Here is a 23,371-nt window from a genome sequence, read left to right on the forward strand (position 1 = left end):
AACGTCCCTACCCTTTGAGGGCGCCTGCCGTAAGTCCTGCGACGAAGTACCGGTAGCAGAACGTAAAGATGACAAACAGCGGCAGCGCTATAAGGGATGCGCCGGCAAGAATTTCGCCCCAACGCAGGTCCTGCGCTCCCAGCATTGATGCCAATGCTACAGGCAGCGTCTTGTTCTGATCACTCATAATCAGGATGAGAGCGAACACATAGTCGGCCCAGGACAGCAGGAACGAGAAGATACCGACCGTAATTAGGCCGGGTGCGGAAAGCGGCAACACCACCTTAATGAACGCGCCGAATTGCGAGCACCCGTCGACCATTGCCGCTTCTTCCAGATCAAATGGCATCGACTTGAAGAAGCCCCACAAAAGCCAGACGCCCAACGGGAGCGAGATTGCGAGGTGAGCAATCAGCAGACCCCACAGGCTGTCGGAAAGCCCGACCATGCGAAACAAGGCTGACATCGGGATAACCAGCATCAACGGCGGGAACATATAAGCAAACAACATCGAGGCAACCAGTGTCGTCTTGCCGCGGAACCGCAGCCGCGTCGCGCCGTAGGCAATGAACGCCGAAAGCGTTGTGGCAACGATGATCGTTGCCATCGCCATCAGCGCGCTGTTGAAGAAATTGGCCGTGTAGTTCGTCAGCTCCAGCAGCGACTTATATGAAGAGAGATCTGGCGGCCAAAACGCCAACGACGTGTCCAGAAACAGCCGCTGCGGGGGCCGAAGGCTGGATATGATCATCCAGTAAATCGGAAAAAACGAATAGATGCAGATCACAACGACAGCAGCATAGAGACCGACACGTCCGGCAATCTGCTTGATCGGCTTGCTCGCTAACCCGAACAACTTTTGTTCCGATGCCGGCGTTGGCGCGTTCTGCGGCAAGCGATCGAACCGGGATGTGTTGCGAAGGAGCCGCTCCTGCCGCGGATCCGCAACAGCAGCAACGACGGAGAGGTGCGAATTTTGTTGTGTCACTGTCATCGGCCTTGCTTTGCTTCGTCGATCGGGAAGAACCGCAGATAGATCAGGATAATGGTCGCCAGAAGCGCAAACGAGATTGTCGCAACCGCCGCCCCGCCTCCAAGATCGAATTCCAGAAACGCTCTTCGATAGGCAAGGGTCGGGAGCGTCTCGGTCTGATTCAGCGGGCCTCCCTTGGTCAGCAGCCAGATCACGTCAAACTTGTTGAACATCCAGATGCCTCTCAGCAGAATGACCACGATCAATACAGATCTGAGACCCGGCAGAGTGATGTGCCAGAACTGCTTCCAGGCACCGGCACCGTCGACCCGAGCTGCTTCGTAAAGCTGGACCGGAATTGTTTGAAGGCCGGCCAGCACGCAGGTCACCACAAAAGGAGTCCATATCCATACGCTGACAAGAACAATCGTTCCCTTCGCAGTTGCCGAGTTGGCGCCCCAATCGAACATGCTAGATCCGAACGACGCCAGGATACTTTTGATCAATCCGTAATTGGGATCGAGCATCCATTGTGCGATGAGGCACGCAACGACTGTCGGAAGAAAGTATGGAACGATGGACAGCGCTCGAACGATTGTTTGCCCCACGAATTGACGGTTCAGAACGAGTGCAATGCCCACGCCGAGCGTAACCTGCAACACGATTGCGGAAATTGAGATCGTTATCCCGTTTAACAGTGCGTCCCAAAAATTACTGTCCTCCAGGACAGAGAGATAATTTCCAAATCCAACCCACCGCGGCGGAGCAATAAAGGACTCCGCCGCGTAGAACGAGAGCTTGATGGAGTACAGGAGTGGTCCGCCAACGATCGCGCCGACTATCAGAACGCCCCCGACGAACAAGCCGATGATTCGCCAATCCTGCCTCATGAGGCACCTACCTTTTCGTCAACGATTTCAGCCGAGTTTCCGGATGCGATTGGCCGCCGTCTTCACGCAATCGGCCGACGACATGTTCTTGAGCACCTTGTTCTGCAGCATCTCGGGCATGACATTCGTATCGAATACCTTGCACGGCCGCAGATCGATCGACGGACCGATCAGGTCGACCGACGAGAGCTTGACCTTGCTGTCCGGATCGATGAACGACTTCATCTGCATCATCGTTGCCCAATGCTTCTGAATCATCGGGTGTTTCTTCCAGCGCGGATCCTCGTAGATGTCCAGGCGCACCGGCTGGAAGTTCATCCAGGCCGAATGCAGCCAGTCGATGTAATGCTCATCGATAAACCATTTGAGGAACTTGAGCGTCTCCTCGCTTTGTTTAGTCTTGAATGCCACGAACCCGTCGAAGGCAAATGGCAGCGCCTTTTGCTTGCCGGTGCTATCTGGTGCGGCAAAGATTCCATACTTGTCCGCAAGATCCGGATTTCGTGCTTCAAGCGCCTCGACCACACGACCGGAGTAAAGGGTATGCGCGACCTTTCCGGTGACGAAGAGGCTCATCAGTTCGGCATAACCGACCGTGTTCAATCCCGGTGGCATGGTCTTGTAGAGTTCACCGTAAAGATCGAGGAAGCGCCCGGCCCGATCCGCATTCTCGGGAGCATCAAGAACAACGTTCCACTTGTCGTCGTAGAACTGCGGGGCCTCCGCGAACAGGTTGCCGAAGCTCGCCCAATTGGTCGCACTGTCGCTCGCCAGCGGCATCACGCAACCGCCACGCTCGATGTTGCCATCCTTTGAAACGGTCAACGCCCGGCAGTTTTCGAGATATTCCGCCCATGTATTAGGGATCTTGAGGCCCTTCTCGGCGTAGAGATCCTTTCGATAGTAACAGGTCACCAGATTGTAGTCGTAGGGATAGAACCAGTTTTCTCCCTGATACTTCCAGGCGCCCATCTGCCCCCAGGAATGCTGCTTCACAAGATCGGTCACCGGAAGAAGATGACCACCGCGGGCATACTGAAGAATATGGGCGATATAGCCTTGGGTGGCGAGATCATACGGAGTACCCGAATTGATCGCTGCCATGGTCTTCGCGTAGGCGCCGCTGATCGGCGTCGAATCGACGATGATCTTGACACCGAACTTGCTCTCATACTCGTTGCACGCGTTTCGCAGCACGGTCTGGCTATCGGCCGCGGTCTCATTGTTCAGGAATCGGAGGGTCACTCCGGCTTGGGCGTTCACGTACGGAGCCGCCAGAGAGCTCGTCGCGCCAATGACTGCTCCCGCGGATGTTTTAAGAAAGTCTCGCCGGCTAAAACCGAAAGACTTACCCTTGGACTTCCATTGGTTTGAATTGCGCCTGGTCATGATCTTCCCTCCCTTTGTTAATTTCATTTATTGATTTTGATTGCCTCAAAGCCTTCCCGTTTTCGCGCGAGAACAAATGCAACCGCTCCGCAGGCAGAACGACGGGGATTTTGTCGCCGGCCGCGAGCACGTCGTCGCGCGCAAATACCGCGCGGAATTTCTGACCGAAGATCGTTCCCAGCACATATGTCTGTGCACCGATTTGCTCTACCAAGCTGACGATCATCTCGATGTCCGATGCCGTCTCGGCACGAACGATATGCTCTGGTCTGATGCCAACGGTGACGCTCTTCTCGGTCTCGATAAACTCGCCGTTCTGCAATCCGAGTTGTAGCTCGCCGGAACGAACCTTCAGACCGCCACCGTCGCGGAGCAATTCACCCTCAACCAGGTTCATCTCGGGCGAACCGATGAAGGCCGCCACAAAGACATTCTCCGGCCGGTCGTAGAGATCCAGCGGCCGCCCGGCTTGCTGGATCCAGCCATCGCGCATGATGACAATCCGGTCACCGAGCGTCATGGCTTCGACTTGGTCGTGAGTCACGAAGATCATCGTGGCTCCCAGCCGGGCATGCAGCGTCGCGATTTCTTCGCGGGTCTTCACGCGCAGCTTGGCGTCCAGATTGGAAAGGGGTTCATCGAGCAGAAAGACGTCCGGGTCTCGGACGAGCGCGCGGCCAAGCGCAACCCGCTGCATCTGGCCACCCGAGAGCTGGCGCGGTTTTCGCTCGAGCAAGGGATCAAGACCGAGGCTCGACGCCGCGCTGCGCACACGACGATCGATCTCGTCTTTCGGTTCTCCGCGCACGCGAAGACCAAACGCCATGTTGTCGTAGACGGTCTTTTGCGGATAGAGCGCGTAGTTTTGGAATACCATCGCAATATTGCGATCTTTCGGCGGAAGCGCGGTCACGTCCCGCCCGCCGATCATGATCTTGCCAGATGTCACATCATCGAGGCCGGCAAGCATGCGCAAGGTGGTCGATTTCCCGCAGCCGGACGGCCCGACAAAAACGACCAGCTCTCCGTCGGCAATATCCAACGAAAAATCCTGCACCGCCCATGGCCCTCGGTCTCCGCCAAAGGATTTCGATACATTCTGGAGAGTGACTCGCGCCATACAGCAAACCTCGCTTCGCGTTGCCTCTAGTTTTTATCACCATGCGCAGAATTCTGACTGCACAGCTGTCTTCCAAATTGGATAGACCATTTTGGTCTTCCATACGTCTCCGCTTGTCAACTGTCAAGCAATCAGCGGTCCGTACCCATCGGAACCTCGACCATTGAGCGGACGCTTGCGCCGAAACCTGGAGGACCCGGAACCCGTTGCCAATCTTGTTACAGCCGATATTGGTTTGACCAATTTGGACGATCCAATTATGGTTTAAATGGAAGGCGCGGAGTTTGTCGGAAATAGATCGCGTCACATAAACTGACAAGGAAGCGACATGGCTGGACCTCTGGTGGGCTACCGAGTACTCGATCTCTCAAGAATTCTCGCAGGACCGTGGTTAGGCCAGCTTCTTTCGGATCTCGGTGCCGAAGTCTGGAAAATCGAACGTCCCGGCACCGGCGACGACACACGGCAATGGGGACCGCCATTCCTGAAGGACAGTGACTCCAACGACACAACAGAAAGCGCCTATTTTCTCAGTGCTAACCGCGGCAAGTATTCGATCTGCGTCGACATCGCGACCGAGGAAGGCAGCGCAATCGTGCGCTCACTGGCGCAAAGTGCCGACATCGTGATCGAGAACTACAAGGTCGGCGACATGACCCGGTACGGGCTGGACTATGAGTCGCTGCGAAAACTTAAATCCGATATCATTTACTGCTCTATCACCGGCTATGGCCAAACCGGTCCAATGAAAGATGTCGCGGGATACGACATGGCGATCCAGGCAATCGGCGGCCTGATGAGCATTACGGGTGAAAGCGACGATATGCCGGGCGGAGGCCCACAGAAAGTCGGCGTTCCCATCGTCGATATTCTCACCGGGATGTACAGCGCCACGGGTGTAATTTCAGCGTTGCTGCACCGCGAGCGCACCGGCGAGGGTCAACACATCGACATGGCTCTGCTCGATGTTCAGGTTTCGGTACTTGCCAACCAGAACATGAATTATCTCACGACTGGGACTCCACCTAAACGCTCCGGTAATGCACATCCGAATATCGTGCCTTATCAGGTGTTCAAGACAAAGGATGGCTCGTTTGTGCTGGCTGTAGGAAACGATCAGCAATTCAGAAAATTCTGTGTAACGGCGGGATTGACGGAACTAGCCACCGACACCCGCTTCCTCACCAACACCGATCGGCTTCACAATCGCGACCAGCTGATCCCACTTCTGGACGTCCATCTGGCAACACAGACGACACATCACTGGATATCAGCATTTGAGCCAGTCGGAGTTCCTTGCGCGCCGATCAATCGCCTGGACCAGGTGTTTGCTCATCCGCAGGTGATCCATCGGGAACTGCAGATCAATCTGCCTCATCCTTCCGGCGCCATCGCGCCTCTCGTCGGCAACCCGATCAAGTTTTCTAAAACGAAAATCGAATATTCGAAGAGCCCGCCGTTGCGGGGCGAGGACACCGAACATGTCCTCAAGACTGTACTCAAACTTGATCAGGCACAGATTCAGCGCCTGAACGAGAGCAGAATCGTCGATACCGGCACGCATCCTAAGCGCTCCTCACCAGGCCGGCTCGAATAAGCGGGCGCGCTACTCGCAGCACCCCCGACGCATCACTGCGGTCGCGCTTATTGCATCTGCCTCGAAATCGGCGGCGCTATTTCTCTGGCAAGCGAAGCTCGGACAAACTCGGACGAATGCGACCTACCTAATGACCGAGGGCCCAGACCGCCTTTTGAAATGCCGTTCTGTCTTGGGGAGACATGGTCTTGTCCCAATGCTCGATCCTCTTCGGCGCCCATAGAAGAACGACAATAGCCGACGCGATAAGCGAAGCTGTCAACACCCGAGTGATCATCGAAACACCTCTCTGTTGACGCCCGAACCCCGGCCACTATAATTGGACATACCAAAATGGTACTCCAAGACGATCAAAAAACAACGGCAAAAATTCGTCACTCGTATCGGAAAAGCATCCGGCGAGCTCTTCAAGCACACCAGCCACGTTACCCAGCCGCGGGCGTTCCCAGGGGGATTCGAAATGAAATTATCTGGATATGACTACATCATCGTTGGCGCGGGATCGGCGGGATGCGTGCTGGCTTCGCGACTGAGCGAAGACCCGAACGTCAATGTCCTGCTGATTGAGGCCGGTGCTCCGTCCGCGTCCATCTTCGTTCATATGCCAGCCGGCATTCGCGTCCTCTACACAAGTCCGAAATACAATTGGCAATTCTGGACCGAACCCCAGGCTCATCTCAACAACCGAAAGATTTACATTCCGCGCGGCCGGGTTGTGGGTGGATCGTCCTCCATCAACTCAATGATTGCGATTCGCGGCAACGCCTGGGACTACGACTCATGGGCGGCCCAGGGCCTGCCATCATGGAGCTACGAAAACCTGCGCCCCTACCTCAGGAAAATCGAGGATGCTACCCTGGTGACACGGGAGCGCGATCAGGACAGAGGATATTCCGGTCCTATTCGGCTGTCCTACGGCACCCTGCAACATCCCATTTCAAAGGCGTTCATTGAAAGCGCAGTGTCGGCCGGCTTGCCGGAGAACAATGGCTTCAACGGCCCATCCCAGATCGGCGCGGGCTTTTACGAACTCACCATCGCCGAAGGAAAGCGATCCGGAGCCTTCAAATATCTCGATCGCGCGAAGGGACGAAGCAATCTCACCCTCATGGCTAACTGCAGAGTTCGCCGGATCGCGATGGAGGGAACGCGAGCGCGCGGCGTGGTCATAGAGAAGGGTGGACGCGAGATAACCATCTCGGCAGAGCGCGAGGTATTGCTGACATCCGGAGCCATCGGCTCACCGCAACTGCTGATGCTGTCGGGCATCGGACCGGCAGATCACCTGCAATCGCTCGGCATCAAGCCGGTCCTCGATTCCGGCGTTGGAAGTAATCTGCAAGACCATCTGGACTGCGCAATTCGCCTGGAAGCGTCTCAGCCGGTTACGCTGACGCCGTATCTCGGCCTGATCAAGGGCGGCTTGGCGGGGGCGCAATACATTCTTCGGGGCACGGGCCCCGCAACGTCTCAAGGTGTCGAAGCCGGCGCCTTCTGGGGACCTGACAAAAATTCGTCGTTGCCGGAATGGCAAGCCCATCTCATCGTTGCGCTCCGAAATCCGCCGCCCAACGAACGTATCGATCATGGTTTCGCGATTCGCGTTTGCCAGCTTCGGCCCAAGAGCCGTGGCACGCTGCGATTGCGATCGGCAGACCCATCCGACACTCCCGCTATTGATCCGCGCTTTCTCTCTGACGAGTCCGATTTCGTCAGCATGCAGGAGGGTGTCAGGCAGCTTTGCGAAATTATCGATCAACCGGGTCTGCGTAAATTCGTGAAACGAAAAATCGATGTCGATGCATTTACCAGTGTGAACTCGCGCAAAGAATGGATACGGGCGCGCGCCGAAACGATCTATCATCCGGTCGGCACCTGCCGCATGGGCGAAGACAGCAACGCGGTTGTCGACGGTCAGTTGCGGGTCAGGGGGATTGACAACCTCAGAGTCATCGATGGCTCGATCATGCCTACCGTCATCAGCGGAAATACCAATCTGCCGATCATGGCCATGGCGGAAAAGGCCGCAGAGCTGATTGCAGGCAGCAACGAGACCAGACAGTCAGGTGCCGCCCCGAAAAAGCAGTCGGCTTGACGCTCCGAGCATCTCGAAACCGCTGAGTGACCCATTTCATCGATGGACTAGTGCCCCCGTGATGCGTCGGATATATCACTTCAGGCTGCGGTAATCCACGCGTTGCAATACCATCGTCTCCGCAATCATAAGGTTGAACCATGACTGAACGACTGGAACCGTATCGTGTGGAAGCTTACAACACCGCCAAACTGTCCGAAAACAAGATGCATGATGATTCCGTAGCCCTGAAATACGGCTTCAGAGGCGGACTGGTGCCGGGAGTCGATGTTCTCGCCTACATGATCCACGTTCCGGTCGCGAAATGGGGCCGGACGTTCCTCGAGCGAGGATTGATCGAAGCGCGGTTCGTCAAGCCGGTCTATGACGGCGAGGCCGTACTGGTTCAGGCCGAGGAGTGCAGCGATGGGCTGGCACTGACCGTCGAGCGCGGCGAGCCAAAAGCCACGGGACGGGCCTCGCTTGCAGACACTGCGCCGGCATTCTCGCTCGCCGATTATCCCGACACCGCACCGGTTGTGACACGGACGCCCATCGACGCTGAATCTTATCGGCTCGGAAAATGGCTCGGCACTGCCCCGCGCTCCTGGCAAGGCGAGGCAGGTGCCGAATATCGCGCCGAGGTGCGCGAGGCCGATCCAATCTATGCGCGCGAAGGCCTCGTCCATCCAGGCGTGCTGCAGCGGATCATGAACCGAGTCCTCATGGAAAATGCTCTTCTCGGGCCATGGATTCATATCGGCAGCCGCATGCAACTGTTGTCAGCCGTTGCCGACACCGATGAACTCACCGCTCGCGCACGCGTCACGGGCAACTACGAGAAGAAGAGCCATTTGTTTGTAGAACTGGACGCTCTTATCGTCGCCAATGGCCGCACTCCTATCGCCCATTGCCAGCACACCGCGATCTATCAGCCTCGCGCTCAGGCTGCATAGGGTGCGGTCGCTTCGGCATTCAGCTTTTCTAACGCATTATCGTGGTTAGCCGAACTGGCTAGCCACTTTTCATCATGAAATTCGGGTGTGTGGCGCGATGCCGTCGCGCAGATAAGCGCAGCGGCCACAGCTTCTGCATACGACTGACTGCCCCCTGTATGCACACCAATATTCCATAACGGCCATTATGCGAATCTGATCGCTCGCCCAGAAATGAAGGGCAGCCAAAAGTACTTCGAACATACTATACTTCGGTTGCATTGCTCATTCGAAGTATCCTCCATGCCCCCAAAAGATCCACTACGAAAACCGACAACCTTCGCTGAGGCAATCCATGTTGTCGAGCAAAGCCACGGTCTTTCAGAGGGCGCCCAAATCGTGGTGCATGTTGGGCGGATGAATATGAATGCAGGCAAGCATCTTCACCTCGTCGTGCTGGATTATAAGCCATCACTTTTCGACGAGAGCATTTTCATCCCCCTGCAATCAGGCAATACGTTTCGTGCGATTGATAATTTAACCGGGCAGCGCGACGAGTATGCTGTTGAGTTATTAAACGGAGGTATGGTGTCACATAATGCGGTTGTTACGCTGCAAGATGGCACCACGTTACGCGCGGTGGAAATCCTACCCGTTAGACTTCCATATGAATTTACCCCGATGGATGAAAAGATCATTCATGCCGGCATTGCGGCCGCGAAGATTGAAGGCGCTGTCTATCGGTCTTTCCGGCAAGGACTATCTGAGGAAGATGCGAAGCGAACTATGGTCGTGGGAGATGAATTCTTTGAGTTTATTGAGTTCGGTGAATTCATTGAGGACTTCAAATTCATCGACTTTGGTAAGTTGGCTCAAGTTGAAAAGCGACCCCTCAGGCTAAAACATATACAGCGCGAATTCATAAACCTTTTCCCCACGGCCGAAATTCCGTCGGAACAGAAGGTTTCTGATACGCTAGCTTCGGCAGGCTTTTGGAAGCCAAAACGCAGACCAAAATCGTAGAATTATAGCTAGCCACTTTTTAGCCACGTTCTCAGTTGGATCTGAGATGGTGACGCGGCACCGGAGATGTGAACATTAGGAGCTTCATTCATTTGGGATGAGGCTTCAATGCAAACGCCTAAAATCGAAACAGCCCTCGTTTCCGCCCTTAAGCGGAACGCGCGCAACGCGCGAACCCATTCGAAAAAGCAGATCTTACAAATCGCAGATAGCATCCGCGCGTTCGGATGGACCCAGCCTATATTGGCGGATGATAAAGATAATGTAATCGCCGGACACGGACGGTTGGCTGCCGCTTTAGAGCTTAAGCTCAAAACGGTACCTGTCATATATTGCACCGAGCTGACCGAAGTCCAAAAGCGCGCCCTTGCAATAGCAGATAACAAAATAGCTGCGAACGCGGGGTGGGATAGAGCGGTGTTGGCAACCGAGCTTGGCGAGCTCGCTACGCTCTTCCCGGAGCTCAATCTAGATCTGGAGATCACAGGCTTCGAGCCTGCTGAGATTGACAGTCTCATGGGCGACTTCAGCGACGCTGAAGTCGATCCCAGCGATTTTGTGCCGTCGCTCGAAAGTATCGCGACAAGCCGCACGAGTGACTTATGGAAGCTCGGTGAGCATCGCCTTTTGTGCGGAGACTGTAGACGAACGGATCATGTGAAACATCTGATGGGCAAGAACCGCGCATTCATGGTTATCACGGATCCACCCTACAATGTCCGCGTAAGCTCGGTGCAAGGGCGAGGCAAGATCAAGCATCGCGAATTCGCCGTCGCTTCGGGGGAAATGTCGTCTGAAGAGTTTACAGAGTTCCTCGCCACTGCGATGGGAATCGCGGTTGATTTCTCGGAAGACGGCTCAATGCATTTCTTCTTCATGGACTGGCGGCATACGCCGGAAATCCTAGCCGCAGGCAAGAATATCTATGACGAGCTCAAGAATATGGTCGTGTGGGTTAAATCAAATCCTGGACAGGGCAGCCTTTACCGATCGCAACATGAACTGGTCTTTGTCTTCAAAAGCGGCGAAGAGCGCCATCAGAACAATATCCAGCTTGGTAAGCACGGGCGATCTCGGTCGAACGTGTGGCAGTATGCTGGCGTAAATACATTTCGAAAAGACCGCCTTGCCGAGCTGACCGCTCATCCCACTGTCAAACCCGTCGCTCTCGTTGCTGATGCGATGCGTGACTGCTCCCGTCGTGGCGACATCGTGCTGGATCTATTCATGGGGTCCGGCACCACCATTTTGGCCGCGGAAAAGGTCGGCCGGCGCGGCTTTGGCATCGAAATCGATCCCCTATACGTCGACGTAGCGATCCGCCGCTGGCAGGAATTCACAAAGCTCGACGCGGTTCTCGTGGCCACCGGCCAGACCTTCGACGAGGTGGCCGCCGAGCGGTCCGCCTCCCCTGCTCTCAAACGCGTAAGGATCTAACACAATGGCATCGATCCCAAAAGTTGAGCGTGTCTTCCGGAAACGGGTGCGGCTGAAGCCGAGCGACGAAGATGTCGGTTACGGCAAGCCGCCGAAGGCCAATCAATTCAAGCCCGGAAAAAGCGGAAACCCGAAAGGTCGCCCCAAGGGCGCCAGAAGTGAGGCAACCATGTTGGTAGAACTATTAAATCGCAAAATCGAGATCCGCCAGAACGGCAAGGTTCGTAAGATCACCATCCTGGAGGGCATCCTTCATAAGCTCGCGGAGGATTCACTCAAGGGCAACACCAAGAGCGCAGCTTTCGTGTTGAATCGTTTGGCTGCAATCGCATCGACAGCCAGCACGGAGCCTGAGGTCAATCCGGACGATAAGGCCGTGCTCGACGCTTACTTGCGGAATTTCCAATCCACCCTTGGTGAAAAGGAGAAAACGCCGTGAAGGATCACGATCTGCTGCACTCCGTCCTACGCAATGATTTCGAGAGCTTCCTCCATCGTTGCTTCCTGATGCTCAATCCGGGGGCTGTATACCTTGCGAATTGGCACATCAAGGCAATCTCGCATCAGCTTCAGCTCATTCGAGAGGGCAAGGTCAACCGTCTCATCCTCAACATGCCGCCGCGTTACCTAAAGTCTCTGACTGTCTCGGTGATACTGCCAGCGTTCTTGCTAGGTCATGATCCTAGAATGAAGATCTTTGGCGTGAGCTACAGCAACGACCTTTCGGCGAAACACGCGGCTGACTTTCGGGCGATTGTTCAATCCGACTGGTATCGAAAAACGTTTCCGACGATGCGCGTCGATCGGATTGCGGATTCCGACGTCTTTACCACCAGACGTGGCTTCCGCCGATCGACCTCCGTTTCGGCAACGCTCACCGGTCTCGGCGGCGATATGATCATTCTTGATGATCCGCAAAAGCCAGTGGATGCGCAATCGGACACACTCCGTAATTCCCTGAACCAATGGTTTACCAATACGCTTCTTTCGCGGCTGGACAACAAAGCGACGGGCGTCATCATTCTGGTCATGCAGCGAGTTCATCTTCACGACCTGACGGGATTTCTGGTCGATAACTCCAAGGACTGGACCGTCCTCAGCTTGCCGGCCATTGCCGAGGTCGATGAGAAGGTTGCTATCGGCAATGATGAGTTTCATATGCGCCGGGCCGGTGAAGCGCTTCATCCCAAATACGAGACCATCTCCACACTGGAAAAGCTACGCAATGAAATGGGTTCGGGCATCTTCGGTGCCCAATATCAGCAATCTCCCGTTCCCGACGGCGGCGGCATGATCAAGCGCGATTGGCTGCATTACTACGATCAGTTGCCGGAACGGGGTTATCGCACCAAACTGATCCATAGCTGGGACACTGCGGCAAAGGTTGGCGCTCAGAACGATTGGTCTGTCTGCACCACCTGGCTGTTGGTGGACAATCGCTTCTATCTCATAGACCTCATCCGAGGCCGCTATGAATACCCCCAACTCCGCGCCAAGGCTATTGCGCTTGCGCAGCGAGACGAACCGCTCAAGATTCTGATTGAGGATACCTCGACGGGCATCGCGTTGGCGCAGGAACTTCGGCAGAGCGGCATCTATACGGTCAAGCCTGTACCCGTTGAGCGAGATAAGATGGGTCGGTTATTCGTGCATCAAGCCAAGTTTGAAGCGGGCTTGGTCCTGTTTCCGCGAAAGGCGCCATTCCTGGCACAGCTCGAAACCGAGCTTCTGACTTTCCCGCAGGGTAAGCACGACGACCAGGTTGACAGTCTCAGCCAAGCGCTCTCATACAAAGGCGGCTACGATACGACCCTTTCGTGGGTCGGATGAAAGCGCGGTGAGGTGATCAACAGCTCCGTGGCTCGCCTGTCAGATTTCGACCCTTCGAAGCTCCAGCGGCCACCTCAAACGAACCGACTTCGAGGTGAACGAACTTAGAGATAGCATCGGTTGGGGCAAATGTAAGTGCCGCTGTCGTCGATCAGAATTTTCGGATCGAAGAAAATCGGATCGTGAAGACCGGGCTTTTCATCGATCCAGCCAAGGTCACGCTTTGCTCGCCAATACAATCGAGGTTCGATGGGAAGAACCCTCCTGAAAACCGGACGGTGTCACCACGTTTCATCGCGGCGAGAGATTTAAAGAACTGCGTATCTGGATCAATCAGGGTCTTATCAGAATAGTCTGATATAGCGTTATTCCAGGTTGAGACTTGCAAACCGGGCGCAAGTTCGAGCGTAATCACGCCTTTGCCATCGCCATTGGTGGAGAGATAGGCGACCTTTCCTATCCATCCGGATGCGCTCTGACCTTGCAGAGCGCTGCAGATGGCCTGCTGCCTGACATTGCGCATCCCGCCTGCGGCCAATTCGTTGGGAGCCGATGTAAATTCGGATCGTGCCTTTGTGATAGCCGCAATGAAGCGAACCTGATCGGATGGAGCAGGTACGCTTGGAGCCGGCGGGGCCGCGCTTCGACCCCCGCCGACGAGGGCTCCAACAGCGATAAATCCAAGCGCGCAGCCCAAGGCCGCCTTGATTGCAATGTTCATCGACAACTCCAAACTTTTGCTCGGTGTGCCCGTCCGCCGCATCTCGAAGGCTCAGCGTGGGTGGATCAGCACATCGCTTCCCATGGGGCAGAAGTCCACGATGCCTCGGCTGTCGGAGGCACTATCACTAACCTCAGTTAATAAAATCCTATTTTGGGATAATCCGTTTCTGGGATCAAATTGTGTGCCGCCGATTCACGGCCTTGGCGGCATATGCAGAAGACTCTCAAATCCGCGGATTATGCCCGGCTGATCGACCTGCTTGTCGCAGTGCGGAAGTCAGCGGACGTTCGCCAGCAGGCCTTGGCCAAGAAACTCGGCCGCCCTCAATCTTTTGTCGCAAAGTATGAGAACGGCGAGCGTCGCCTGGATATCATCGAGTTCACGGCCATCGCGCGCGCTCTTGGCGCCGATCCCGTCAAGCTGTTTAAGGACTACGTTGGCGGAAAGAGCGCACCCAAGACCGCCGCAAAGCGTCCGGCCAAATAGGTCGTGCAGCCTTGGGCTCTTTCGGATCATTTTGTGATCCGGACCGGCTGATAAGAGCCACTAGATTGCTGCGTTTCCGCTCGACTTCCCCAGCACGTGGAGCGTCACTGTCGCCGTAAATCGGAGGCAGAATGATGGACCGCAAAATTACAGAACAGGCAATTGGCCTAATCTTGACCGAGATCGGTGTTCGCCTTGGCGAAGCCGCGCGCATCGCCAAGGCTGCCGAGGCCTGTGCGCTGGCCGGCAGTGTCGCCGAAGGCGTAAGAGTTTCTATGGATCTCGAACAGATATTCTATGAGACCAGCCGATTGCTGGATGCGGCCTCGCTGCTCAACCGGCTGTCGAGCGACTAAGGGTTCTCTTCAACCGAAAGGTTCTCGGCCCGTCAGAAACTGACGGGCTTGCGGCAGTGGCAGCACAAGATGCTGTCATGCACGCAGGAGAACCGAAATGCCGAAAAGCAGTCGAAAGCCCCTTCGCAAGACCGGGCGTAAATCTACACGGGCAGCAAAGCGACCGACAAAATCCGCCGGGAAGGTTCCGCCGTCCGTCGCGCCGAAGCAGCCGGTCATGCCGAAGACGCCGAACGTGGCCGTGTCGAAACAGGACAAAGTCCTCGAGATGCTCCGCGCACCGTCCGGCACCACCACCGCTGCCATCATGAAGGCCACCGACTGGCAGCAGCATTCGGTGCGCGGCTTCTTTGCAGGCACGGTGCGCAAGAAGCTCAAGCTGAACCTGACCTCAAAAAAGATCGACGACCAGCGTGTCTACCGGATCGCAAAACCGGCCACCGCGAAATGATCCGAGCGTCCTCCTCCACGAAGCCAGCCGATCCCGCGGTGGAAGCCGAACTGGATCGGCTGGCGACCGCTCCCATCGTCGAACTGCGCAAGCGCTACCGGGAAATACTTCGAGCGGATCCGCCGAAAGCTTTCGGTCCGGACCTGCTGCGCCGGAGCATTGCCCATCGGATTCAGGAAAAGACCTATGGCGGGTTGCCCGGTCCGACCAAGCGCCTGCTCGACCAACTTGTGAAAGCCATGGCCGACAAGCCCAACGGAAAGCTTGATTTGCCGCGCCGGATCAAGCCCGGCTCGGAACTGGTCCGGACATGGAAGGGAAAAACCTACCGCGTCGTGGTTCGCCCTGACGGCTTTGCCTACGACGGCAAGACTTACGCGGGACTTTCCGAGATCGCCTCCCTAATTGCTGGCACCAACTGGAATGGACCGCGTTTCTTCGGGCTACGGTCAAAGTCTCAAGGATCCGCCGATGGCAAGTAGCTCTCCAAAAAACCCTGCGCTGCGCTGCGCCATCTACACCCGCAAATCGACTGAGCATGGTCTCGAGCTGGAATTCAACTCGCTCGACGCCCAGCGCGAGGCTTGCGAGGCATATATAAAGAGCCAGGCATCACTCGGTTGGAAGGTGCTGCCGCAGCCATACGACGACCCGGCATTCTCAGGCGGCAATCTTGAGCGCCCTGCCCTCAAGAAACTGCTCAAAGATATTGAAGCCGGGAAGGTTGACGTCGTCGTGGTCTACAAGATCGACCGTCTCACCCGTTCACTGGCCGATTTCGCCAAACTGGTCGAAGCGTTCGATGCAAGATCGATTTCGTTTGTGGCAGTGACGCAGCAATTCAATACCACAACGTCGATGGGACGACTGACGTTAAACGTCCTGCTCTCCTTTGCGCAGTTCGAACGTGAGCTGTCCTCCGAGCGCGTCCGGGATAAGGTGGCGGCCTCCCGTCGTAAGGGAAAATGGACCGGCGGCACGGTGCCGCTCGGTTATGAGGCCCGGGACAAGAAACTCGTCATCAATCCTACTGAAGCGGAAACCGTCCGGACCATCTTCCGACGTTACATTGAGTTGCAATCCTTTGGCCGCCTTGTTGCCGATCTCGACAAGCGTGGCATCGTCACCAAGCGGCGAAACACTAAGGTCAAGAAGTTCAATGGCGGGATCCCGTTCACCTATGGACCCCTCGCTCATTTCCTGAAGAACCGCATTTACGTTGGTGAAACCGGCCACGGCGGCAAATGGTATCCGGGCGAGCATAAGGCCATCGTGGACCAGAAGACTTTCGACAAGGTCCAGGGATTGCTCAAGTCCGGTATCCACAAAAGGATGATCAAACGATCTGAAAGCGGCGCTCTCCTGATGGGTAAACTGTTCGATGATCGTGGCAACGCGATGAGCCCGAGCTTTTCGTCAAAGAACGGCGCCCGCTATCGTTTCTATGTCAGCTCCGCAATCTTGCGGGGCCGAAAAGCTGAGGCCGGATCGGTCGCACGCGTCTCGGCAACCAACACCGAACAGAGGCTGATCAATGCCCTGCGCCAACGGCTGAAGATTGATCAGGCTGTTATGGATGCCGATGTTATCGGCAGCTACGTCGCACGTGCCGACCTGAGCAGTCGCGCCGTCAAAATCTCGACCACCCCGGCGGCAAAGATTCGATCGAATCAACTCTCGATCCCTTGGCAGGTGTGCCAACCGAGTTCGGCAACTATCATTGAGGCAAACAGCGAATGTCAGCCCAGTGCGAAATTGGTCCAGGCTATTGTTCGAGCCCATGCATGGCTGCGCGATCTGCAAAGCGACAAGTTTGACACGGTCGAGGCGCTCGCCGCCTCGGTCGAACTGCATCCAAAGCTGGTGCGGCAGGAGCTGCGTCATGCGTTTTTAGCACCAGCCGTTACAAAGGCGATTTTGACAGGTGGCCAGCCGTCGGCGCTCTCGCTCGCACGGATACCGAAGACTTTGCCGCTTACATGGTTGGAGCAGTGTCGCGCCCTCGGTTTCTGAGGGCTCGAAATCATAAATCCGGCCATGAAATCTGTAAGTCCGCTTTTCGCTAAGAGCGGACGACGACTTTCAAATGGATGCCAACGAAGCCCTGACCGAAACTCGCCGGTCCTTTCGTGAGTCTTTTTTGACACAGGGTGGATGTATCCCAGACACGACCTTGAAGCGCGGTAGTCAAATCAGCCAAGCTGTGCAAAAACATTTACGCTACTGGAGAAATCCGATGACATATGCCGACTCCTTCCCTTCCTTTCCTTTCGCGGATAGCCGCGAAGCGGCGTCATCGCGGCCCCGGTTGTCGGTGAAGATCCGCGGCAAAGCCATCACGACGACCCCAGTCTTCGCTGCGTACTGGTATTTCGCTGCTGAGCGGCAACGCATCTTCTTTCGACGCCTGCAGGGTTCGCTTACGCAAACGACGAGCGATCCGGTGCTTAGCGTTTACAAATTCACGAATGCGTACCGGGCCTCGGACCGAGTTAGCCAATACCTGATCCGTAGCGTCATCTACCGTGACGATTTACCCAACGACACAACAAACGTCTTCTTTCGCACGCTACTTTTCAAGTTATTTAATAAGATCGAGACTTGGGAAATGCTTGAAAGGACGGTCGGCCCCATCGTTTGGGAGACGTTCAGTTACGAGCGCTACAACCGCGTTCTCGCGCAATGCATGAAGGCGGGTAAGCGTATCTATTCGGCTGCTTATATCATGCCGTCAGCTGGTAGCTTTTTCGGACACACTGCCAAGCACCAAAACCATCTCAAGATGTTAACATATCTTGTGAAGGAAGAATTCCCTGCACGGTATGTCGCAACAGAGAAAATGGCGGATGCGTTCGCCCTTCTTCGCTCGATACCTTCGGTAGGCCCTTTTCTTGCGTACCAGTATGCAATTGATCTCAACTACAGTCGGCTGACCAGCTTCTCGGAGGACGACTTCGTCGTCGCGGGGCCCGGCGCACTCGATGGCATTCATAAATGTTTCGTCGGCGTAGATGGTATTAGCGCCGAAGATATCATCCGTTATATGTGGGAAACCCAGCAAGAGCATTTCGCCGCCTACGGTATCGACTTCAAGTCGCTATGGGGACGGCCGCTGCAACTGATCGATTGCCAGAACTTGTTTTGCGAAATCTCTAAATACGCGCGCGTCGCGTTCCCGGAATATTCCGGGGTCGCCGGCCGTACGCGGATCAAGCAAAAATTTCAGCCCGGCAAGACGGCGCCGGCACCCTGGTATCCGCCGAAATGGGACCTCAACGCGCGGATTCCCGACTGTCTATTTTGATATATCGGCCACGTCGGCAACATCGGCGATCGCCGTGGCGGTACAGAGAACACTGCCAGCCGACTCGATAAACGCGGCCTTGTAATCAACGGCCCGTAATGCCCACGCCCGGTCGAGGGCCTTATCCCTGGCCTTCACATAGAGCGTATTCATGTCGTCGAGGCGGACTTCGATCTGCGACCAATAAGCCTCACTGGCCGCCTCCAGTCCGAGAGCGCCCAACAGCGCCCGCTTTGCGGCAAGCACGTAAGCTAGACGCGACTGCGCTGTCGCCGCCCGCTCCTGCGTCGATAACATCTTCTTCACCTCGCAGTCGGACGGAGCAAGAACCGCCGCTCCCATGCCGAGGCCGACGGTGATCCCCTGAACGTTGGGCGACACGATGGGCTCGAAAGTAAGACGGCGGTTCGCAAGATCGACGTGCACGGTCCCCTGCATCTCTTGGCATAACTGATGAAACATTTCGCAACCGGCGAAGATCGCATCTTCCCATTCCCAATAGGTGTTATGCCAAACCTCCAAGCCTTCGACATACATGCGCAGCGTTTTCAGAAGACGGAAGTTGATCAGCGAGCGACGCGGAAACAACCGCGTCGGTTGGCCGACGATACAACGGCCTGACGCTCTTGCTTGCCGGTCACCTTCGGAATGGATGGCCTTAATCACGAGCTCTTCGACGACCTTCGCGCGTCCTCCGTCCTCGACTTCATCGACCCGGTTGTTACCGCTCTTGCGCTTACGCTTCATGAGGCCGCGGATGACCGGCGACCAGCCAAGATGAGCGATGAAAGCGAGGTGGATCACGTCGTGAAAACGGTAGCCGTCGTCGTCATAGAAGTTGTCGGTGAGATCGTCGCCGAGCGGCCTGCCGCCGAAATACATGCGTGATTGCCCTGGCCCGACGCGAACGAAAGATACATCGAAGCAGCGCGGAAATTGTTCTTTTGGATCGCGGGCCTCGTCATGCAGGACAGTCGGCGTGCCGCGCTCAGAACGGAAGCTGACCTTCGTGCAATTGAACGCAATGACATTGTCGAGCGAAAGGTGGTAGAGACTCGCCATTGCCGACAGATGCCATGCGATTTCGCCGAGAACGACGTTGGTCGGTCGGTCGGCGACATTCTGGTTTAAGTCGATCTCGATGGCGGGCAACGACGGGCGAAGAAGTTCGGCACCGAGTTGCCACAGGACCGCCTGGCAAACCTCGATAAGCACTTTGCCGTCGGTGCGCGCCGTTTTGAAGGCGAGCTTCTGATAATCGTCGAATAGGAAGTCGGGCGATTCAGGAAAGCGCACAGCTTCTTTCATAAAGTCCGTACGCGCCTGAGGATCGAGTGCTGCCGCGATTGTACGCGCGCGCTCATCCGTCCCGCCGATTTCGGCGCGGAGATTCTCGATGTCACCAGTCAGAACGTCGAAGGGACCGTCATTGGCGAGCTGCGCGGCGGCGAACAGATACCAGAAGGCATCGCCTAACTCCTCGCGAATCTCGTCGTTAGGCTGATCCCAGTTCGTCTCGCCACCTTCGCCAAGCACTTTCTTCTTAACGGCGGCCACCAGCTGGCCTATTTCACCGACGAGGCCGTACATTGCGATCGAGAGCGCCTCATCGCGTGGCTTAGTAATAAACTGATTGGTGTGCCGAACGAACTGTTGGTAATGAGCGACCTGCATCATACCTTCCTCTGCCGCGTGTTCGGCTTGCGCTTCTTCTTTTCGAGGAACTGCCAATGCGCGGGCTCGTCGATATTGCCGCGCGCGGGCATGCCTTTAATCCAATCCACAATCTCCTGTTTCTGCGGCTCGGTAAATCTGTATCGGTGACCGGGGCCGGTCTTGAGGAAGCACGCAATATCCGGCGGGATCGGAATGCCAGCGCGCCCCCAGAATGCGAATGTCCGCCCTAGAAGAACCTTGTCGGTCTTGCCGGTATCCCGCTTCAGATCGCCGAGCGACACGCTGCCGTCGTCATTACTATGGAAGGAGTCCTCCTGATGGTACGTGCCGTTGTCGTCGCGGTGATAGATATTGTCGCCGTAGCGCAGGTGCGTCGTGCCGTGCATTACCGCCTTCTTATGGCGAAAGCGCCGGTCTTCCCAATACTGATCGAACGTCAGCACTTCGTCGATCTTCATCCAATAGGTCAGATGGCCGCGCAACTTCGGCTTCACGGCGCCGGTGCCCAGCACATAATCGCCGACCTTCGCTACCTTACGAATATCGGGCTTGCAGCATCCTAGGCTGCACACGCCGTGAAAGGGATTCGGCGCGAACCCGAGATCATGCTCGATGACATAGAAGAAGACGTTCATTTCGGCTGGGCCTCCTCGTCAACGCACAGATTGCGCTCGGTGTAGACCTTGGGCATTACGTCTCCGGACGGCATCTCAAAGATCAACACATCATCGTCGGCCGCGGCTGCCTGTAACTTCTCGGCGTTCCACGGCACAATGGAATAGGCATATTTGCGTGCCGATGCTGGCACCTCGACCTCGGCCTCAGCGTCTTCGGGCCACACACATATTGCGCGGCGCGCCCCGTTGGAGACCTGCTTCACATCGTCTTCGAGGTCGGGCGCCGCACACGCCGCTGCGGATATCGGGATCAAGATCACCTCGTCGTCGCAATCAACCAGGGGCGCGCCGATCTCTAAAACCGTCTCGATTTCGTCGGCGGCAAATCCGCTAGCGGCCGCTAGCGCCGAAAGGGCGGCGATTTCCTCGGACGTCAGATGCTTCGTAAAAATCCGTAATCGGCGCATAAAGGCCTCCTACCATACGTTGCAGTTACTGAGCGATACACTTCGATTGATTGGTCCCATATTGGGATCATGCATGATTTTAAACTTGCCGTCAATGAAAAATGGTCCCAATATGGGAGCGCGGAGTGCAATGTGCGATTCTTAGGGCAAAGTGAAGTTTCGGCCTTTCTAAGCGAACGACCAGACTACAGCCTGCTGGTGCGGGCCTGGGTATCGGAAATGAGGCACCGCGACTGGGACTGCGCCAGCGCGCTAAAGGCCGATTTCGGCCTCGTCGATATTTCGGCTCTACCCGCAGTAGTTTTTTACCTTCAGCCTACCGCCCTGCGAATCGACACTCTCATCGACTTTAGGAGGCGCACTGTCCTCCTCACCGCGCTAGCTGCCCCAACGCCTTACCGGACTATAAAATAATGACCATCAAGCCCATTCGCACGCCCGCCGACCTGAGGACATCGAAAGCCCGATTGGCTTTGCTAATGACGGCGCCGAATACGGATCAGCACGATGATGAAATCGAAGTTCTGACTACGTTGATTGAACAGTACGAACAGAAGCACACGCCGATTGATGCGCCGACGCCTGTCGCGGCGATAAAATTCCGCATGGACGAGAAAGGACTTTCTGCGCGTGAGCTGGAGCCGTTCATAGGAACGCGCGCACGCATCTCCGAAGTTTTTTCCGGAAAGAGGCAACTCTCAATTGATATGATTAGGTCCCTCCATGAAGGCTTGAACATACCATACGAGTCTCTCATAAGCGGACGTAGCCCAACTCACGATTCTGGAAATGTATCTACTCCAGCTGTCGATAAGTTGAATGAGCTCGGCTTCAACATCAAAGCAAATGACGTTGGCGCCTTCATTTCAGCGTCTATGAGCAATCCTTCACTTACCCTCTTGAGGAAGACGCGTACTCAGCGCGCCGTGTCCAAGACCGATCAAAACGCTCTTCTTTTATGGCAGGCAGCAATACTTCAGCGCTCAGAACAATCACCTCTCAGGAGCCTATTCAAGCCCTCCGCATTTACGAAAGACAGCTTGAGACAGCTTGCCAAGCTAAGTGTGAGAGCAGACGGCCCGAGACAGGCGATCGACAGGCTCATCACATTCGGAATTTCTGTTGTGATTTTACCTGCTCTTCCCGGCACATTTTTGGATGGCGCCGCCATGGTCAATCAAAAAGGCGCTCCTGTAATCGGCCTTACCTTGCGTCACGACCGCATCGATAACTTCTGGTACACGCTCTTGCACGAATGCGCGCACATAGCGCTTCATTTCAACGAAATGATTCAGACGCACGAAGCGTTCATCGATGACATGGACATACGTGGTGAGGACGAATTCGAAAGGGAAGCTGACGCCCTTGCGAGAGACACTCTTATTCCTCCGCAAATTCATTCAGAAACTGACTGGAATGAAAACACAAGTCTTGATGAACTACATACGCTTTCGTCTCGGGCACGCGTGCATATTTCAGTTGTTGCCGGCCGTTGGCAGCGAGACCACCAAAATTACAAACGCTTTTCGCGCTTGATCGAACGAAATTCCATAAAGCCAATGCTTAATTTAGGAGACTAGAGAGTAGCAACATTCAAAATCGAGCGCAGCGAGAGGTCAAAAAGCCGCAAAACCTCATAGATTTTATCTTGAGCGGCGTTGAGGGAACGATAGCGCGCTTTTGCGACACGAATGAAGTTCGGTGTAGATGATTTCTTAAGGTTTTCTTTCGGTCAGCAAGAGACGTTCGGATACCGAATGTTGTGGAATTTACCTGAGCGAAGTTGTCGTCGCATACCCAGCGTTGTGGAATTCCGCGACTGGTAGCTGGTTAGCATGAGGCGCCCACAGCCCCGCCGCCGTGCCTTTGAACCTACACCCGACAGCCCAAATTGCGGGGCACGTGCGGAAAAACGGCTATCGAGCAAGCAGACCGCCAAACGAACGTGGCCTGCTCGTACTTGTGAAGAACACGTCGCTGTGTCCTAGTTATTTCAACAGACAGTTGATGCCATGATCAGT

22 protein-coding genes are annotated in these 23,371 nt (G+C 55.6%); 14 read left to right on the forward strand and 8 right to left on the reverse strand.

Annotated elements, in window-relative coordinates:
* Positions 1-7: 7 nt before the first annotated feature.
* Genes AC07UB_RS18585 through AC07UB_RS18600 form a run of 4 tightly spaced genes read right to left on the reverse strand, consistent with a single transcriptional unit; the run spans position 8 to position 4,372 of the window.
* Positions 8-994, reverse strand: coding sequence for a carbohydrate ABC transporter permease (locus tag AC07UB_RS18585; RefSeq protein ID WP_062316894.1), 987 nt, complete (start codon positions 992-994; stop codon positions 8-10).
* On the reverse strand, positions 991-1,863 hold the full coding sequence (locus AC07UB_RS18590; RefSeq protein ID WP_062316896.1) for a carbohydrate ABC transporter permease: 873 nt from the start codon (positions 1,861-1,863) through the stop codon (positions 991-993). The genes AC07UB_RS18585 and AC07UB_RS18590 overlap by 4 nt, the downstream gene beginning before the upstream one ends.
* A gap of 27 nt (positions 1,864-1,890) precedes the next feature.
* Positions 1,891-3,252 carry an ABC transporter substrate-binding protein gene (locus AC07UB_RS18595; protein ID WP_062316898.1) on the reverse strand — a complete coding sequence of 454 codons (1,362 nt, stop codon included), beginning with the start codon at positions 3,250-3,252 and terminating at the stop codon, positions 1,891-1,893.
* Positions 3,212-4,372, reverse strand: a complete 1,161-nt coding sequence (locus AC07UB_RS18600; protein ID WP_062316900.1) for an ABC transporter ATP-binding protein — start codon at positions 4,370-4,372, stop codon at positions 3,212-3,214. The genes AC07UB_RS18595 and AC07UB_RS18600 overlap by 41 nt, the downstream gene beginning before the upstream one ends.
* Positions 4,373-4,700: 328 nt before the next feature.
* On the opposite strand from AC07UB_RS18600, the gene AC07UB_RS18605 reads away from it, so the two are divergent.
* From AC07UB_RS18605 to terL, 7 genes are all read left to right on the forward strand, one after another.
* On the forward strand, positions 4,701-5,969 hold the full coding sequence (locus AC07UB_RS18605) for a CaiB/BaiF CoA transferase family protein (RefSeq protein WP_062316902.1): 1,269 nt from the start codon (positions 4,701-4,703) through the stop codon (positions 5,967-5,969).
* A 460-nt stretch (positions 5,970-6,429) separates the two neighbouring features.
* Positions 6,430-8,064, forward strand: coding sequence for a GMC family oxidoreductase (locus AC07UB_RS18610; protein WP_062316905.1), 1,635 nt, complete (start codon positions 6,430-6,432; stop codon positions 8,062-8,064).
* Between the two features lie 140 nt (positions 8,065-8,204).
* Positions 8,205-8,999: a hypothetical protein gene (locus tag AC07UB_RS18615; RefSeq protein ID WP_062316907.1), complete on the forward strand. Its 795-nt coding sequence runs from the start codon at positions 8,205-8,207 to the stop codon at positions 8,997-8,999.
* Between the two features lie 282 nt (positions 9,000-9,281).
* Complete coding sequence (locus tag AC07UB_RS18620; protein ID WP_156449422.1) at positions 9,282-10,001, forward strand: hypothetical protein; 720 nt, start codon at positions 9,282-9,284, stop codon at positions 9,999-10,001.
* Between the two features lie 108 nt (positions 10,002-10,109).
* On the forward strand, positions 10,110-11,438 hold the full coding sequence (locus AC07UB_RS18625; RefSeq protein WP_184087191.1) for a site-specific DNA-methyltransferase: 1,329 nt from the start codon (positions 10,110-10,112) through the stop codon (positions 11,436-11,438).
* Positions 11,439-11,442: 4 nt separating this feature from the next.
* Positions 11,443-11,877, forward strand: coding sequence for a DUF5681 domain-containing protein (locus tag AC07UB_RS18630; protein ID WP_062316912.1), 435 nt, complete (start codon positions 11,443-11,445; stop codon positions 11,875-11,877).
* On the forward strand, positions 11,874-13,268 hold the full coding sequence (gene terL, locus AC07UB_RS18635) for a phage terminase large subunit (RefSeq protein WP_062316913.1): 1,395 nt from the start codon (positions 11,874-11,876) through the stop codon (positions 13,266-13,268). The genes AC07UB_RS18630 and terL overlap by 4 nt, the downstream gene beginning before the upstream one ends.
* A gap of 151 nt (positions 13,269-13,419) precedes the next feature.
* Here the strand turns inward: terL and AC07UB_RS18640 are convergent, their stop codons facing one another.
* Positions 13,420-13,989 (reverse strand): hypothetical protein, encoded by a 570-nt coding sequence (locus AC07UB_RS18640; protein WP_062316915.1) that lies wholly within the window; start codon positions 13,987-13,989, stop codon positions 13,420-13,422.
* A gap of 213 nt (positions 13,990-14,202) precedes the next feature.
* On the opposite strand from AC07UB_RS18640, the gene AC07UB_RS18645 reads away from it, so the two are divergent.
* The 6 genes from AC07UB_RS18645 (at position 14,203) to AC07UB_RS18670 (ending at position 18,589) form a co-directional block, all read left to right on the forward strand.
* Positions 14,203-14,478: a helix-turn-helix domain-containing protein gene (locus tag AC07UB_RS18645; RefSeq protein ID WP_062316917.1), complete on the forward strand. Its 276-nt coding sequence runs from the start codon at positions 14,203-14,205 to the stop codon at positions 14,476-14,478.
* 134 nt (positions 14,479-14,612) lie between these two features.
* Positions 14,613-14,834, forward strand: a complete 222-nt coding sequence (locus AC07UB_RS18650; protein WP_062316918.1) for a hypothetical protein — start codon at positions 14,613-14,615, stop codon at positions 14,832-14,834.
* Between the two features lie 217 nt (positions 14,835-15,051).
* Positions 15,052-15,285 (forward strand): DUF3489 domain-containing protein, encoded by a 234-nt coding sequence (locus AC07UB_RS18655; RefSeq protein WP_494654114.1) that lies wholly within the window; start codon positions 15,052-15,054, stop codon positions 15,283-15,285.
* The gene (locus AC07UB_RS18660) at positions 15,282-15,767 is read left to right on the forward strand and encodes a DUF2924 domain-containing protein (RefSeq protein ID WP_062316920.1); all 486 of its coding nucleotides are present in this window, start codon (positions 15,282-15,284) and stop codon (positions 15,765-15,767) included. The genes AC07UB_RS18655 and AC07UB_RS18660 overlap by 4 nt, the downstream gene beginning before the upstream one ends.
* The gene (locus AC07UB_RS18665; protein WP_062316921.1) at positions 15,757-17,298 is read left to right on the forward strand and encodes a recombinase family protein; all 1,542 of its coding nucleotides are present in this window, start codon (positions 15,757-15,759) and stop codon (positions 17,296-17,298) included. Before AC07UB_RS18660 ends, AC07UB_RS18665 begins: the two co-directional genes overlap by 11 nt.
* Before the next feature lie 73 nt (positions 17,299-17,371).
* Positions 17,372-18,589 (forward strand): nucleotide kinase domain-containing protein, encoded by a 1,218-nt coding sequence (locus AC07UB_RS18670; protein ID WP_246395428.1) that lies wholly within the window; start codon positions 17,372-17,374, stop codon positions 18,587-18,589.
* Here the strand turns inward: AC07UB_RS18670 and AC07UB_RS18675 are convergent.
* Genes AC07UB_RS18675 through AC07UB_RS18685 form a run of 3 tightly spaced genes read right to left on the reverse strand, consistent with a single transcriptional unit; the run spans position 18,581 to position 21,350 of the window.
* Positions 18,581-20,266, reverse strand: a complete 1,686-nt coding sequence (locus tag AC07UB_RS18675; protein ID WP_062316922.1) for a MazG nucleotide pyrophosphohydrolase domain-containing protein — start codon at positions 20,264-20,266, stop codon at positions 18,581-18,583. The two genes, AC07UB_RS18670 and AC07UB_RS18675, sit on opposite strands and share 9 nt — an antisense overlap.
* Entirely contained in the window at positions 20,263-20,901 is a 639-nt protein-coding gene (locus AC07UB_RS18680; RefSeq protein WP_062316924.1) for an Nmad2 family putative nucleotide modification protein, read from the reverse strand. The genes AC07UB_RS18675 and AC07UB_RS18680 overlap by 4 nt, the downstream gene beginning before the upstream one ends.
* The gene (locus tag AC07UB_RS18685) at positions 20,898-21,350 is read right to left on the reverse strand and encodes a hypothetical protein (protein WP_062316926.1); all 453 of its coding nucleotides are present in this window, start codon (positions 21,348-21,350) and stop codon (positions 20,898-20,900) included. The genes AC07UB_RS18680 and AC07UB_RS18685 overlap by 4 nt, the downstream gene beginning before the upstream one ends.
* Before the next feature lie 413 nt (positions 21,351-21,763).
* Between AC07UB_RS18685 and AC07UB_RS18690 the strand changes: the two genes are divergently transcribed.
* Positions 21,764-22,930 (forward strand): ImmA/IrrE family metallo-endopeptidase, encoded by a 1,167-nt coding sequence (locus AC07UB_RS18690; RefSeq protein ID WP_062316932.1) that lies wholly within the window; start codon positions 21,764-21,766, stop codon positions 22,928-22,930.
* Positions 22,931-23,371 lie beyond the last annotated feature (441 nt).

The organism is Afipia sp. GW821-FHT04G03 (genome assembly GCF_059419985.1).

Coding starts and splice junctions, on each gene's coding strand:
- AC07UB_RS18585 (WP_062316894.1), bottom strand. CDS start 994: ATGACAGTGACACAACAAAATTCGCACCTCTCCGTCGTTGCTGCTGTT.
- AC07UB_RS18590 (WP_062316896.1), bottom strand. CDS start 1,863: ATGAGGCAGGATTGGCGAATCATCGGCTTGTTCGTCGGGGGCGTTCTG.
- AC07UB_RS18595 (WP_062316898.1), bottom strand. CDS start 3,252: ATGACCAGGCGCAATTCAAACCAATGGAAGTCCAAGGGTAAGTCTTTC.
- AC07UB_RS18600 (WP_062316900.1), bottom strand. CDS start 4,372: ATGGCGCGAGTCACTCTCCAGAATGTATCGAAATCCTTTGGCGGAGAC.
- AC07UB_RS18605 (WP_062316902.1), top strand. CDS start 4,701: ATGGCTGGACCTCTGGTGGGCTACCGAGTACTCGATCTCTCAAGAATT.
- AC07UB_RS18610 (WP_062316905.1), top strand. CDS start 6,430: ATGAAATTATCTGGATATGACTACATCATCGTTGGCGCGGGATCGGCG.
- AC07UB_RS18615 (WP_062316907.1), top strand. CDS start 8,205: ATGACTGAACGACTGGAACCGTATCGTGTGGAAGCTTACAACACCGCC.
- AC07UB_RS18620 (WP_156449422.1), top strand. CDS start 9,282: ATGCCCCCAAAAGATCCACTACGAAAACCGACAACCTTCGCTGAGGCA.
- AC07UB_RS18625 (WP_184087191.1), top strand. CDS start 10,110: ATGCAAACGCCTAAAATCGAAACAGCCCTCGTTTCCGCCCTTAAGCGG.
- AC07UB_RS18630 (WP_062316912.1), top strand. CDS start 11,443: ATGGCATCGATCCCAAAAGTTGAGCGTGTCTTCCGGAAACGGGTGCGG.
- AC07UB_RS18640 (WP_062316915.1), bottom strand. CDS start 13,989: ATGAACATTGCAATCAAGGCGGCCTTGGGCTGCGCGCTTGGATTTATC.
- AC07UB_RS18645 (WP_062316917.1), top strand. CDS start 14,203: ATGCAGAAGACTCTCAAATCCGCGGATTATGCCCGGCTGATCGACCTG.
- AC07UB_RS18650 (WP_062316918.1), top strand. CDS start 14,613: ATGGACCGCAAAATTACAGAACAGGCAATTGGCCTAATCTTGACCGAG.
- AC07UB_RS18655 (WP_494654114.1), top strand. CDS start 15,052: ATGCCGAAGACGCCGAACGTGGCCGTGTCGAAACAGGACAAAGTCCTC.
- AC07UB_RS18660 (WP_062316920.1), top strand. CDS start 15,282: ATGATCCGAGCGTCCTCCTCCACGAAGCCAGCCGATCCCGCGGTGGAA.
- AC07UB_RS18665 (WP_062316921.1), top strand. CDS start 15,757: ATGGCAAGTAGCTCTCCAAAAAACCCTGCGCTGCGCTGCGCCATCTAC.
- AC07UB_RS18670 (WP_246395428.1), top strand. CDS start 17,372: ATGGATGCCAACGAAGCCCTGACCGAAACTCGCCGGTCCTTTCGTGAG.
- AC07UB_RS18675 (WP_062316922.1), bottom strand. CDS start 20,266: ATGATGCAGGTCGCTCATTACCAACAGTTCGTTCGGCACACCAATCAG.
- AC07UB_RS18680 (WP_062316924.1), bottom strand. CDS start 20,901: ATGAACGTCTTCTTCTATGTCATCGAGCATGATCTCGGGTTCGCGCCG.
- AC07UB_RS18685 (WP_062316926.1), bottom strand. CDS start 21,350: ATGCGCCGATTACGGATTTTTACGAAGCATCTGACGTCCGAGGAAATC.
- AC07UB_RS18690 (WP_062316932.1), top strand. CDS start 21,764: ATGACCATCAAGCCCATTCGCACGCCCGCCGACCTGAGGACATCGAAA.